The organism is Companilactobacillus halodurans, from assembly GCF_009600995.1.
Lineage (GTDB): Bacteria > Bacillota > Bacilli > Lactobacillales > Lactobacillaceae > Companilactobacillus > Companilactobacillus halodurans.
The window spans coordinates 1-13956 of the sequence record NZ_VDFO01000053.1 but is presented as its reverse complement, the minus strand read 5'-3'; the positions used below and the strand labels follow the sequence as shown (position 1 = coordinate 13956).

Below are 13956 nucleotides of genomic sequence, written 5' to 3'. Positions count from 1 at the left end.
GAACATCTAAAGGGCATGAATGGTGTCCTTTTTTGGTGTTCTTAAATGGTTATTACTAATAAATGGTATACAAAAATAAAGTTGATGGCAAAATACCTATCAACTTTATTTATCGTACAGCCATAATTTTCAAAGAGGAAGATTCTCTATTAGTGAGAATCTTTCTTTTTTTTATGTCACATTTGTGATACTTCACATTTGTAATATATCACAAATGTGCTATAATGTACTTGTGGAGGTTGGAAATATGTGGATAGATATTAAATCATACTTAGAAGACAACGACTTAACAATATATGTGATTTCAAAACGAAGTGGGTATGGTTATACGACTTTGCATAAATCATTTAATAAAAAACAAACCTCTGCCACATCTTTAAATTTGCGCGATATAGAGGCAATTGCCAAGGCGCAGGATACGGAAATGTGGAAAGTTCTGCGCGAATTGGAGTTGCATTATCTTAAATGAGGAGGCTTTTTATATATGGCAAGATCATTTTGGGATGAAGATCCTTTTAGCGACAATATGGACGAGATTTTTAAACGATTGATGAGTCAACAAAATGGCAACTCACAAGCTAAGTATTATGTGAATGGTCAAGAATTGACTCCTGATGAATTAGCAAAATTTCAAGAGGCACGACAAGCGGGAAAGAATATTCCCATTAATGAAGGTAACGGTAAGTCAAAAAATGGCACAATGTTAGAAAAGTTAGGCCGTAATTTGACTCAAGAGGCTAAACAAGGCTTGCTTGATCCTGTTATTGGCCGTGACAAAGAAATTCAAGAGACAGCTGAAGTTTTAAGTCGGAGAACAAAAAACAATCCAATTTTAGTTGGTGATGCTGGTGTTGGTAAGACAGCGGTTGTTGAAGGTTTAGCCCAAGCAATCGTCAAAGGCAACGTTCCTGAAGCAATCAAGGACAAACAAATTATTTCAATCGATTTGTCTTCACTTGAAGCAGGGACACAATACCGTGGTTCCTTTGAAGAAAATATTCAAAACTTGTTAAAAGAAGTCAAAAAAGCTGGAAATGTGGTATTGTTCTTTGATGAAATCCATCAAATAATTGGTGCCGGTTCAGCTGGTTCAGATTCAGGTAGTAAAGGTTTAGCGGATATTATTAAGCCAGCTTTAAGTCGTGGCGAGATTTCAGTCATTGGTGCAACTACTCAAGATGAGTATCGGAATACGATTATGAAAGATACTGCTTTGGCTAGAAGATTCAACGATATAACGATTAATGAGCCTAGTAAAGAAGCTACTTTAGCTATTTTGAAGGGCTTACGCAGCGCTTATGAAAACCATCATCACGTCAAATTACCTGATGAAGTTTTAAAGGCAGCCGTTGACTATTCAGTTCAATATATTCCTCAAAGGTCGTTACCTGATAAGGCAATCGACTTGATCGATATGACTGCGGCTCACTTAGCTGCTAAAAATCCTGTAACTGATAAAGTCAGCTTGGAAAAAGATTTGAAGCAAGCTCAAAAAGATAAAACTGCAGCAGCTGAAAAAGAAGATTACGAAAAAGCTGCTAGTTTGAAGAAACATATTGAAGAGATTCAAACTAAATTGAATCAAGACGATCATCAAGCTCAAGAACCTATAGCCAAAGTTAATGATATTGCAGAATCGGTTCAAAGATTGACCGGTGTTCCAGTATCACAAATGGGTGCTAGCGATATTGAGCACTTAAAAGATATGGGCAAACGTTTGAAGAGTAAGGTCATTGGACAAGATGAAGCAGTTGATATGGTCGTTTCAGCTATTCGTCGAAACCGCGCTGGTTTTGATGATAGCAATCGTCCAATCGGTAGTTTCTTATTTGTCGGTCCAACTGGTGTTGGTAAAACAGAATTAGTTAAACAATTGGCTAAGGATATGTTTGGCAGCAAGGACGCAATCGTGCGTTTGGATATGAGTGAATATTCAGATTTAACAGCCGTTTCTAAATTGATTGGTACTTCAGCTGGTTACGTAGGTTACGAGGATAACGGCAATACGTTAACTGAAAAAGTTCGTCGTAATCCTTATTCAATCGTCTTGTTGGATGAAATTGAAAAGGCCAATCCACAAGTTTTAACTCTGTTATTACAAGTAATGGATGATGGACGTTTAACTGATGGACAAGGTAACGTAGTCGACTTTAAGAATACGATTGTGATTGCAACATCAAATGCTGGCTTCGGTAATGAACATCCTCAAGATGAAAAGTTGAAGGATTTGTTAGCACCATACTTCAAACCGGAATTCTTGAATAGATTTAACGGTATTGTTGAATTTACTCATCTTTCTAAGACTGATTTGAATCAAATCGTTGATTTAATGTTAGACGATGTTAAGACTAATTTAGCCAAGAAGCAGCTTACCTTAGAGGTAACGCCTGAAGCTAAAGAGTGGTTGATCGATGAAGGTTACGATGAAGCAATGGGTGCAAGACCATTACGCCGAGTTATCGAACAACAGATTAGAGATAAGGTAGCTGAATTCTACCTTGATAACTTGGATGTTAAGAATTTACAAGCTGATTTAGTCGATGGTACGATTAAAATCACTGAAAAATCTCCAGTAACTAATTAATGCCTAAAAATAAGACTTGAACATTCGATGTTTAAGTCTTATTTTTTTTGACCTAATTTAAGCAAAACACGAACAATAGCGTTACGCATAACCATAGATTTAAGTAAAAACTGATTATTATTAATAAAATAATAGTTAAATACGAACAATTTTAAGAAAAAGTATATAAATGTTTCTATTTCTCTTGTCAAAACACGAATAATCTGCAATACTAGAAAAGTTCGAAAAATAGTAATTATTTCTAAGGGGCGTTTTATCGTGAATTCATTACAAGATGGACGGAATTTAAGTTTTTTGGAACGTTTATTCCATCTCGAAGAAGCCAAAACAAATGTTAGACGAGAAATTTTAGCTGGTCTGACAACTTTTGTTTCAATGGCTTATATTTTATTTGTTAATCCTCAAGTTTTGGGAGACTCAGGGATGAACAAAGGCTCACTCTTTACAGCAACAGCTTTGACTGCAGTTGTTGGTTCAGTTTTAATGGGAATCTTGGCTAATTATCCGATTGCGATTGCACCAGGGTTAGGCGATAATGCCTTTTTCAGTTATTCAGTCGTTATAGCGATGGGAATTCCTTGGCAAACCGCTATGGCTGGGGTTTTCGTTGCTAGTTTGATTTTCTTGGTAATTTCATTGATGAAGTTGCGCGAAATCGTAATTAATGCAATTCCAAAAGATTTGAAATTGGCAGTTGCTTCAGGGCTTGGTATATTCATTGCCTTTGTCGGCCTGCAAGACGGTGGATTAATTACAGCTAGTAAGTCATCGCTTGTTGCTATTGGTTCATTTGCGGTTCCCACGACTTGGTTAACTATCACCGGACTTTTGGTTACAGCCATTTTGATGGCTCGTAAGATTCCAGGTGCTATTTTTATTGGAATGGTCTTCACAACAATTGTTGGTTTAGTGACAAAATTAATTTCAGCACCTGCTCATATTGTTTCGGCAATTCCTAGTTTGAAGCCAACTTTTGGTGTCGGCGTTGCACACATTACTGATATTAAACAACCGCAACTTTGGGCAGTTGTGATTATCTTCTTATTAGTAGCATTCTTCGATACCGCTGGTACATTGATTGGCTTGGCCGAACAAGTTGATGTCATGAAAGATGAGAATGGCAAGATGCCAAGAATTGGACATGCCCTAATGGCTGATTCAATTTCAATGGTCAGTGGATCAATATTTGGAACAACTCCTCCAACTGCTTATGTTGAATCATCAGCCGGAATTGCTGTGGGTGGCAGGACCGGTTTAACATCAGTCACTGTCGGTGTTTTGTTTGCTCTATCAATGTTTTTCTCGCCATTATTGTCAGTCGTTACAGGAAACGTAACGGCACCAGTACTGATTATCGTTGGTACATTAATGGCCCAATCAATGAAACAAATTCAATGGGATAGATTTGAAATTGCGCTGCCAGCTTTCTTAACGATTGTCGGTATGCCATTAACTTATAACATTTCTTATGGTATTGCTTTTGGATTCTTAGTTTATCCAATCACGATGCTCGCTGCAGGTAAGAGAAAAGAAATCAATCCAATTATGTATGGATTGTTCGTTGTCTTTGTAATCTTGCTTTATATTATCAATATTTTGCCAAAAGCTAGTTTGGCATAAATCAAAAAATGTCAGATAACTATTTTTATATAAATTGATTATTTTACTTTAATGATATGCAGTACATTTAATTAATTCGAATTTGCTATTATTTTCTTTGATAAAATACAGATCTAATTTTTAGGGATATCGCATTATGAATTTTAGCGATATCCTTTTTTGCGTTTACAAACTGTAAAATTAATTTGAACATCCGATTAAAAATATTTCAGATAACTGTAATCCAAAGTTATTATCAGATAAATTTCGAAGAAGAAATCATGCAAGAGAAACCGATGTCTTCAAAATATAAGAAATCATTGAAAAATACCGCAGTGAAATGAACGATAGAATTTACCAAAGGGGAGAAGTTGTTGAAAATGTTCATTCATTTAGAGAGCAGTCTAAAAGCTATTTGGTAACGTTTATATAACGACAGAGAAAATTTACTTTGGCTATTATTATCAAATACAGTTTCCCCTCAAAAAAATATGTTTTTCTCATGTTTATGAGAATATTTAAGAGTATTGATTAAATCAATCAACAGCCAAGATAACATTAATGATATATCAATTTATTTCTATAATTTTTGTTTTTCTTTGGAAAGTAGTTCCAATGAATATTTCAATCATGTGTTAAGTTATTTACTTTTGAAGGAAGCCAACTTTGATTTATTACAGATGACGAAATCATTTAGTTAATACAATTAATAAACAGTCGACCATTAAGAATCTGGATCTGAAACACTGTCATTGAAGTATGAAAAAGTATTTCTTATGTTCAGTTATTTAATGTATTCTGACTTATAAAAAGGAGTATTTAAATAATTTAGAGATAACTACTATAAATGTGTTTTATGAACAAGATAATAACTTCCACATTAATGTGGAAGTTGGTCATATATGTAAACGGATACAATGATGATATATTTGAATTGGAGGTAAGGATATGGACTTAACAAAACGTCAAATTCAATTAATTTTGATACTAGTTGAAAATAAAAAGGAATCTGACCACCAGGCGCTAAGTGCGAAAGACTTATCTCAGAGAATTAATGTTTCTACCAAAACTATTTATAAAGATTTGCAAGTCATAGGTGTGTATGTAAAAAATTATGATGTTGAATTAGTAAAAAAACCAAGAATTGGAATTTATATTAAAGGTAGTGATAAAAAGTTATTAAAGATTTTAACAGAAATTGAATTTAACAAGAAAAATAGGTATTTAGATAGAAGTACAAGAAGAGAACTAGTTTTTAGTCAATTACTTAATACAGATGTATATATAACTACTCAATATTTATCTGATAAATATTTTGTGAATCGCCAGATTATCCTTGATGATATCGATAATATCGAATTGCGTTTGGAATCAATTGGAGTAAGTTTGATAAGAAAATCAGGAAAAGGTTTCAAACTCAATTTAAATGAAGAGCAAAGAAGAAAGATTTTGACGAAAGTAATTTCTCGACAATTGTTTAATTCATCGTCGATTATTAATGAACATGAATTAAAAATAGTTAGTGATAATAATCTTTCAATACCCAAATCATTAATAACAAAAGTAGATAAGGTATTAAGCAATTTCATAATTAATGAACATATGGTTCTTAACGATTACGAATATCAATCTTTATTTGTTCATCTATTAATAGCAGTAGAAAGAATAAAGTTAGGAAAATTTATTGATCGTGTTTATTGGGGAAAGTCAGAAACTTTTTTAAAAGAAGCCGAAGTTTTGGTAAGAAGTATAGAAGATGAGTTATCTATTAAATTTCCGAGTCAAGAAATATATTATGTTCAATTACATCTATTAGCAGCAGGAAAGAAACATGCAAGTAAAGTAAAGGCAAATCTTAATGCTAATAATTTATTACTGGAATACTTGAAGAAAATCGGTTTTGATAATCAACTGTATGAAGGATTGTTATTACATATCAATTCATCATTAAACCGTTGGAAATTAGGAGTATCAATAACTAATCCTTATAAAGATGAAATAATACGAAAGTATAATTATGCATTTGAAAATGCAATTCATTTAAAGGAATTGTATGAAAATAAATATAACATAACAATAAACGATGACGAGACTGCATATCTGGCGTTACATTTTGAAGCTTTTTTAGAAAGAAAGCGAGCAAAAAACGGTATAGTAAATACCATCATTGTTTGTAGTACAGGTTTAGGAACTTCACAATTATTAGCTGCAAGATTAAAAAGGGAGTTTTCTAATCTCAAGATAATACGAATTTTATCATATGACGAATATTTAGATTTTGATATTGAGGATGTTGACTTAATTGTAAGTACGATTGAACTCTCCGCACCAACAAAGCCTGTTGTTTATGCTAGTCCTGTTGTTTCAACTGATGAATTAAAAAATAAAATCAACATTGCAATTGAAAATAATGATATTGATGCCAATAACAATGATAATTTATTTAATAGCCTGATTTCTGATAAAAATATCTTAATATCAAAGGCCAGTAGCTGGGAAGATGCAATTACAAAAATGGGGATTCTATTAGAAAAAAACCAAATTTTAAAACCTAATTCTATTAAAAGTGCAATTGCGAGAGAGCACTTATCATATACATCATTTAAGAATATTGCTACGCCTTATGCTAATCCAAAGTATGTAAAACAATCACAAATTGGAGTGTTGAAACTGTTGAATCCAATTACTTGGGGTAAACAAAAAGTTAGTCTAGTGTTTTTTATAGCATTCAATCAAAATACTCCACAATCTGAATTGGACAAAATTTATGATAGATTTTGGGATATCTTGAGTAATAGGAAAATTATTAAAGAAATTATTTCAAGCAAAACTAAAGAACAAATCATTAATTTATTGAAGGGAAAATGACTATGGAGATTTTAGATTTATTAAACAAAAATCAAATGGAATTTGAAATTGAGGCTGAGTCAAAAAAAGATGTCATAAAAAAAATGTCAAAAATGTTTTTAAATGATGGCGTTATTACTAGTATTGATAAATATGTAGATTCGGTGATGGAGCGCGAACAGATGGGAACAACTGGGGTAGGTGAAGGAATAGCAATACCTCATGGAAAATCGAGTGTTGTAACAACGTCATCTATTGCCTTTGCAAAATTAAAAACACCTGTTGATTGGGATGCTTTGGATGGTAATAAAGTTTCCATTATATTCATGCTTTCAATTCCTGATGAATCAGAATCAAAAGAACATCTGAGAGTCCTATCACTATTAGCACAAAGATTAATGGATGACGACGTTATTGAATCACTGAAGCAATCAAGAAATAAAGATGATATTATCAATATTTTTAAAAATAAGGAGAGTATAGATTGATGAAAAGAAAATTGATTGCAGTAACTGCATGTGCCACAGGAATCGCTCATACATATATGGCAGAAAAAGCTCTTCGTAAGGCTGCTAAAGAAATGGGAGTTCTGATTAAAGTTGAAACACAAGGTGCCACTGGAGTCGGAAATAAGTTGACCGCAAAGGATGTTGAAATTGGAGAGGCTGTGATTTTTGCCACTGACACTAAAGTTCGTGATTCAGAACGATTTGATGGAAAGAAAATTTTGGATATTAACGTTAGTGATCCAATCAAGAATGCAAAGAAAGTTATTAATGATGCACTAGCATTGGCTGATAAAAATTAGGGGATTTTTTATAAGTTAAGGAGGATTTTAAAATGAGCAAGTCATTTTGGAAAGATATAGAAAAGCATGTAATGACTGGTATTTCTTATATGATTCCAGTTGTTATTGCTGGAGCTGTTTTGATGGCAATATCAAGAATTGGAGCTTCAGCATTTGGTATTCAAGATATTTGGGATACTAAGTGGGCAACAGATTCAAATGTAATTATTCAATTTTTACATACTGATGATGGTTGGGGAGGATTAGCCCTTGGTCTAATGTTTCCAATTATTTCAGGATTTATTGCTTATTCCATTGCTGATAAAGGTGGGATTGCACCTGGTATGGTAGCAGGCGTTTTGGTAGCAAATATGAACGCTGGATTCTTAGGTGCCTTAGCATCAGGCTTTATTGCAGGTTATGCAAGTAAATTCATGTTTGATCACATTCATTTACCAGAAGCAATGAGTTCAGTGGTTCCTGTATTTTTGGTTCCTGTTTTGGGATCTTTAGTTACACTCATTTTAATTCAGTATGTTATTGGTACTCCATTTGCTGCATTAAACGAAGGGCTAGCAAGTTGGTTGAAGTCAATGACAGGTATTAATAAAGTTCTATTGGCTGCCATCGTTGGTGGAATGGTCGGTTTTGACTTAGGTGGACCAGTTAATAAAGCTGCCGTAACGACTGCAATGGCCTTACTAACTAGTGGGGTTTACGATCCTAATACAGCTGCACAGGTAGCAATTATTATTCCACCTATTGGATTAGGTTTGGCAACAATGATTAATAAGAAGAAGTTTACCCCTGAATTGAACGAGGCTGGCAAAGCATCATTTGTTATGGGACTTATTGGTGTTAGTGAAGGTGCCATTCCTTTTGCAATTGAATCTCCACTAAAAATTATTCCTATTAATGTTATTGGCTCGGCTCTAGGTAGTGCTATTGCTGTTGGTTTGGGTGCAGTTAATAAGGCTCCTATCAGTGGCTTTTATGGTTGGTTTGCAGTTAATAATTGGCCTGTATATTTATTAGGTATTTTTGTAGGCTCAGCTTTTATTACAGTTGCAACTTTATTAGTTCGTAAGACAATAACAGTTGATGAAACACAAAACGAAACAACTATTGATGAAACAAAAGACAATGATTTCTCTGAGGAAGAGTGGGAAAGTTAATGATAAGAGTTAGTATTGTAAATCATACACATTGGGACAGAGAATGGTATTTTTCATCTGAGGATTCCATTTTTCTTAGTGATAAATTATTTACTGATGCAATTGAAGAGTTAGAAAAAAATCAAGATGCTAGTTTTACATTAGACGGCCAAATTTCGATACTTAATGATTATTTAGAAATAAGGCCTGAGATGACTGATAGTGTTAAGTCGTTAGTTAAAAGAGGTCAATTAATTATTGGACCATGGTTTACTCAACCTGATGCTTTGCATATTAAAGGAGAATCACTGATCAGAAATGGGATGATTGGCATCCTTGATTCTCAAAAGTATGGACAGTACTTAAATGTTGGGTATTTGCCTGATACATTTGGCTTTAATTCTCAAATGCCGGTGATATTAAATCACCTTGGAATTTCCAGTTTTATTTTCTGGCGCGGACTAGATGTTAAAAAAGTTGGTGGATATTACTTTAATTGGAAATCACTGGGTAAAGAAAATAATGTTACAGCGGTTAATATGCCCCAAGGATATAGTACAGGGATGCTACTGGACGATAACCGTGGATATGTCGATAAAAGGCTAGATAATGCTGTTGATTTTATCAGGAAAGTTGAAAAGGGGAATGATATCCTTATCCCCTCGGGTAATGATCAATTAGATATCATTAAAGATTTTGGTAACAAAATTAATCGTATTAATGATTTGGGAAAGTATGAATATGAAATTACCGATTATCAATCTTTTATCAACAAGATATCAAATCGAGTAGATTTACCTGATTATGTTGGAGAATTTATTGATCCAGTACTTGCAAGAGTTCATAGAACAAGTAGTTCAAGTCGTATGAATATAAAACTTGAATCCAAAAAGCTTGAAATGAAATTGATTAAGACTGTCGAGCCTATGTTGGTAATTTCTAATGAGATTGGAGTAGATATTAGTCATAAATTTGTGGTTCGTGCTTGGAAGAAACTTTTGGAAAGTCAAGCACATGACAGTATGGCAGGAAGTGTTACAGATTCCGTGGAGCGTGATATAATCCAACGGATTAAAGAAGGTCAACAAATTGCAGATGACATTATTAACATGATTGAAAATTTAATATCAAGAAAAATCCAGTTAAAAGAGAATGAAGTCTTGTTATTTAATACAACAGCTCATAGAACTAATAGATTCAATGAAATTACACTATTAACGGCTATGAAATATCCAGGATTAAAAGATTGCAAAAGTGATATCATTTCACAAAAATATGTTGAGCCAAGAGAAAACGTACTGGTGCAAAATGAAATTGGGAATCATTATATTAAGGAAAACGGCTATTATATCTCTAAGATTTTAGTTAAAGTGAGTTTGCCAGCTCTTGGATTTAAAGTTTTCCAAGTGACTGATCAAGTGACTGATAATGATAGTAAAGAAAAGGAATCAACTGATTCATCTATAAGTAATGATAAATACATGTTAAGTTTCCACGACGGAAAATTAAAAATTCAAACTGCAGATAGTTTAATTGATGACGCTTTGTTAATTGAAGATGTTCCTAATGATGGTGATACTTATGATTTTTCACCATTAGAAAATGGTCATAAAAGAATGTTAGAATTCAATAAGTGTTCTACTAAAAAATTTGGTTCTTTCTCAGAAATGATATTGGAGGGAACTGAAGAGTTACCGGTATCTCAAGTACAGAAACAATACCAAGGTCAAACTCATTTTGTTAATTATAGGATGAGAATCTATCTTTTAAAGAGTAGTGAAACTATCAGATTTAGATTTGAATTTGATAATGAGGTTTTAGATCATAGAATAAGAGTTGGTTTTAGAACACGAATTAATTCTGAGTCCCACATTGCATCCGTGCCATTTGGATTTATTAAACGTACTGCAATTGAAAAAAAGAATCCAAAATGGGCAGAAGTCCCAGTATGCATCTATCCATTTGACGATAGTGTTACGGTGAAAAATAATGAGAAATTCGTATCGTTAGTATCAAATGATATTTCAGAGTATCAACAAGTAAATGGTATTATTTGGTTAACTGTACTAGCGACGACCAATGAACTTGGGAAACCCAATTTAGGGTATAGACCAGGACGTGCCTCTGGAGATACAACAAAAAGTGGCCATATAATGATTAAAACACCTGATGCAGAAGTATTAAGTAATATTGTTGAAGAATTTGGGTTAATAATTGGAAAAGAATTTGATGAAGAGACGTTGAAAAAGTATTCGAACAACTTAGCTTTATCAATTCCATGTTATCAATATCAAAACTTAAACCTCTTTTATAAGCGTCTTGATAACAAAATTCAATTTCCTAATATAGATCATATTGATGTTAATGAGCTAGAAGTGTTGAATCTCCCCGATAATTATTTAGTGAGCTCCATTTATCCTGCATACTTTAATGAGTCTGGTTATATTGTTAGATTAGAGAACGTTAGTCGTGTTACAAAGCAATTAGACAAAAAATTATTTGGTAAAAATTCTAAGGAAGTAAATGCAATAGAAAAAGTTCAAAATAATAAATTTAAAATTCCACCAATGGGAATATGTTCAATAGAGGTTGATGATTAAATTTATTATGATTGAGTGATTTTAAGTAATTATTTTAAACTAATTGCTAAAAGTGATTCTAATATATATAAAAAGAGTTAGTCCTCGTCAGGGCTAGCTCTTTTTATATATATCCTTATTTTATTAAAGAACTATTGATTCACTGCATAAGTGAATTTATCGCCTTTGAGTATTTGCTCAGAAATATGAAGTGGAAATCCATTTTGATCATAAACGTAGTCATTTATCTTCATCAAGGCAGATCCACGAGAAACATCTAATAAAAATGATTCTTCTTGAGTGGCAAAGATTATCTTAAAAGTTTTCTGACCATTATTAGGAGCAGAATCATATTTCTTTTTCAAGATTTGGTAAAGTGATCCATCCAAATTGTTGTTTGTAATGTCAGAGTACTTCTCCGACAGCCAAGTTGTTTCAATACAGAATGGCTCCCCGTTTAGATATCTAAGGCGCTTAATTTTTACTAGTTTATCTGATTCACTAATATTAAAGAAATTTCGTTGTTTCTCATTATTATTAACATCTTTAGTATAGATTAATTTTGTTGTAAGCTTTTTTCCTGATCTTTTAACATTATCTGTAAAACTTAAAAAATGCTTGCTTTTAGTTTTTATAGGTGATTTTTTGTCAGAAACAAAAGTACCCTTACCAGGGATTTTCATCAAAATATTTTGTTTGGATAAAATATTTAATGCCTTTCTGACCGTACTACGGCTCACACCAAATTCACGTTGTAATTCTAATTCGGAGGGAATCATTTCTCCTGACTTATAAGTGTTTTCCTGGACTCTTTTATTAATTGTATCTGTTAATTGTTCATATAATAGTGATTTTGATTTATTTTGCTTTCTCATGATGACATCTCCAATAATACATCTTCAAGTTTATTATACATAACATGTATTTAAATGTATACATTTAAATACAAAAAAATAGAATACATGTAATGACATTTTTTCTAAAAAGTCTTGCATTTGGTATGAAAACGGTTTATTATTCAAGTTGTTAAAGATACATGTATCTTAATTAAATATTTTGGAGGTTTTTATGAAGATTCAAGAAGAAGTAAAGGAAACAGTAAAAAAAGCATTGGGTAAGATGAATAATAAAATCGACCAAGTTGTTTGGGTCGGTGCTGGAGGTTCTTTTGGAGGTTTTTATGGTGCTAATTACTTTATGGAACAAGAATCGAAAAAAATTTCATCACACATGTTTACTAGTGGTGAATTTATTTACGCAACACCAAAGAATATTGACGAAAAAACATTAGTTGTTTTATGCTCGATGAGAGGTACTTCAGAAACAATTGATTCTGCAAAGGTTGCTAAAAAAATGGGGTCAACAACAATTGGATTATATGTTGATGAATCAGGGCTAACTGAAACATGTGATTACATTATTAAATATGATAGTTTAGCTCTTGATGAGAGTCGAATTGATCGTGTTAATGCAAGTATTGGTATCTGTGTTGCAATGAACTTGCTTAACGAGGTAGAAGGGTATGATCACTATAAAGCCGCAATGGCAGCATTTGACGTATTGGATCCTATGTATCGTAAGGCTGTCGAATATACAACACCATTGGCTAAAGAATGGGCTGAATTAAATAAAAATCAAAAAACTATTTATATATTATCAAGTGGACCCACATTTGGTGCAGGATATATCTTTTCAATTTGTAATCTTGAAGAAATGTTGCAACTTAATGCTCCTACGGTTCATAGTTATGAATTCTTCAATGGACCATTTGAGGTGACAGATAAGAGTAAATCCTTCTTCCAACTACTTTCGACAGGTCGTACTCGTCCGGAAGACGAAAGAGCTTTGAAATTTGAACAAAGGTTCGGTGGTAAGAAGTTATATGTACTAGATGGTAAGGAAATTGGGCTAGACGATTTAGAACCTCATATTTCGGAATACTTTAATCACCCAATATTCTCTTCGATTTTGAATAATGTCTATATGCGTCAATTATCATATGTGATTCATGAAGATTTCAATACACGTAGATATATGTGGAAAGAAAGCTATAAATAAAGTAGTAGAGGTAATTATATGATAAAGATATTATTAGCATCTCACGCCTTTTTAGCAAAAGGAATGAAGTCATCGGTGGAAATGATATTAGGTAAACAATCTAATATTGATATACTTTGTGCTTATACGGTAGAAAATTTTGTTATGAAGGATGAGATCAAAAGTAGATTAATTGATAAAAAATCAAAAGACAAACAAATTATAATCACTGATGTTTTTGGGAGAGCGTAAAATATCTTGTGTAAATGCATAAAAGATTTCTGAATTGTATAGAAATAGGGAATGCCTTCCCTTATGATATTTAGTAACCACAGAAAACATTACAGGAGGCATTCCCCATGAATGAAC

General features: G+C 32.7%; 11 protein-coding genes. 10 read left to right on the top strand and 1 reads right to left on the bottom strand.

Features of this window, described 5'->3' with window-relative positions; genetic code table 11:
* Positions 1-247: 247 nt before the first annotated feature.
* The 8 genes from FHL05_RS11450 to FHL05_RS11415 all read left to right on the top strand — a co-directional run bounded on the left by FHL05_RS11450 (position 248) and on the right by FHL05_RS11415 (position 11571).
* Positions 248-469, top strand: a complete 222-nt coding sequence (locus FHL05_RS11450) for a transcriptional regulator (protein ID WP_153385827.1) — start codon at positions 248-250, stop codon at positions 467-469.
* Between the two features lie 15 nt (positions 470-484).
* Positions 485-2584: an ATP-dependent Clp protease ATP-binding subunit gene (locus FHL05_RS11445; RefSeq protein ID WP_153385826.1), complete on the top strand. Its 2100-nt coding sequence runs from the start codon at positions 485-487 to the stop codon at positions 2582-2584.
* A gap of 255 nt (positions 2585-2839) precedes the next feature.
* Entirely contained in the window at positions 2840-4204 is a 1365-nt protein-coding gene (locus tag FHL05_RS11440; RefSeq protein ID WP_420360963.1) for an NCS2 family permease, read from the top strand.
* A gap of 927 nt (positions 4205-5131) precedes the next feature.
* The gene (locus FHL05_RS11435) at positions 5132-7051 is read left to right on the top strand and encodes a BglG family transcription antiterminator (protein WP_153522756.1); all 1920 of its coding nucleotides are present in this window, start codon (positions 5132-5134) and stop codon (positions 7049-7051) included.
* 2 nt (positions 7052-7053) lie between these two features.
* A complete protein-coding gene (locus FHL05_RS11430; protein ID WP_162000298.1) occupies positions 7054-7518 on the top strand; it encodes a PTS sugar transporter subunit IIA in 465 nt (154 codons plus the stop codon).
* Positions 7518-7838 (top strand): PTS fructose transporter subunit IIB, encoded by a 321-nt coding sequence (locus FHL05_RS11425; RefSeq protein ID WP_153385860.1) that lies wholly within the window; start codon positions 7518-7520, stop codon positions 7836-7838. The genes FHL05_RS11430 and FHL05_RS11425 overlap by 1 nt, the downstream gene beginning before the upstream one ends.
* Before the next feature lie 32 nt (positions 7839-7870).
* Positions 7871-8992, top strand: coding sequence for a PTS fructose transporter subunit IIC (locus FHL05_RS11420; protein WP_153385823.1), 1122 nt, complete (start codon positions 7871-7873; stop codon positions 8990-8992).
* On the top strand, positions 8992-11571 hold the full coding sequence (locus tag FHL05_RS11415) for a glycoside hydrolase family 38 N-terminal domain-containing protein (protein WP_153385822.1): 2580 nt from the start codon (positions 8992-8994) through the stop codon (positions 11569-11571). Before FHL05_RS11420 ends, FHL05_RS11415 begins: the two co-directional genes overlap by 1 nt.
* 131 nt (positions 11572-11702) lie before the next feature.
* Here the strand turns inward: FHL05_RS11415 and FHL05_RS11410 are convergent, their stop codons facing one another.
* Entirely contained in the window at positions 11703-12425 is a 723-nt protein-coding gene (locus FHL05_RS11410) for a GntR family transcriptional regulator (protein WP_153385821.1), read from the bottom strand.
* A 193-nt stretch (positions 12426-12618) separates the two neighbouring features.
* Between FHL05_RS11410 and FHL05_RS11405 the strand changes: the two genes are divergently transcribed.
* Positions 12619-13608, top strand: coding sequence for a sugar isomerase (locus tag FHL05_RS11405; RefSeq protein ID WP_153522754.1), 990 nt, complete (start codon positions 12619-12621; stop codon positions 13606-13608).
* Positions 13609-13626: 18 nt separating this feature from the next.
* Complete coding sequence (locus tag FHL05_RS11400) at positions 13627-13839, top strand: PTS sugar transporter subunit IIA domain-containing protein (RefSeq protein ID WP_153522752.1); 213 nt, start codon at positions 13627-13629, stop codon at positions 13837-13839.
* Positions 13840-13956: the final 117 nt, after the last annotated feature.

Coding starts and splice junctions, on each gene's coding strand:
- FHL05_RS11405 (WP_153522754.1), top strand. CDS start 12,619: ATGAAGATTCAAGAAGAAGTAAAGGAAACAGTAAAAAAAGCATTGGGT.
- FHL05_RS11420 (WP_153385823.1), top strand. CDS start 7,871: ATGAGCAAGTCATTTTGGAAAGATATAGAAAAGCATGTAATGACTGGT.
- FHL05_RS11445 (WP_153385826.1), top strand. CDS start 485: ATGGCAAGATCATTTTGGGATGAAGATCCTTTTAGCGACAATATGGAC.
- FHL05_RS11410 (WP_153385821.1), bottom strand. CDS start 12,425: ATGAGAAAGCAAAATAAATCAAAATCACTATTATATGAACAATTAACA.
- FHL05_RS11450 (WP_153385827.1), top strand. CDS start 248: ATGTGGATAGATATTAAATCATACTTAGAAGACAACGACTTAACAATA.
- FHL05_RS11400 (WP_153522752.1), top strand. CDS start 13,627: ATGATAAAGATATTATTAGCATCTCACGCCTTTTTAGCAAAAGGAATG.
- FHL05_RS11435 (WP_153522756.1), top strand. CDS start 5,132: ATGGACTTAACAAAACGTCAAATTCAATTAATTTTGATACTAGTTGAA.
- FHL05_RS11425 (WP_153385860.1), top strand. CDS start 7,518: ATGAAAAGAAAATTGATTGCAGTAACTGCATGTGCCACAGGAATCGCT.
- FHL05_RS11430 (WP_162000298.1), top strand. CDS start 7,054: ATGGAGATTTTAGATTTATTAAACAAAAATCAAATGGAATTTGAAATT.
- FHL05_RS11415 (WP_153385822.1), top strand. CDS start 8,992: ATGATAAGAGTTAGTATTGTAAATCATACACATTGGGACAGAGAATGG.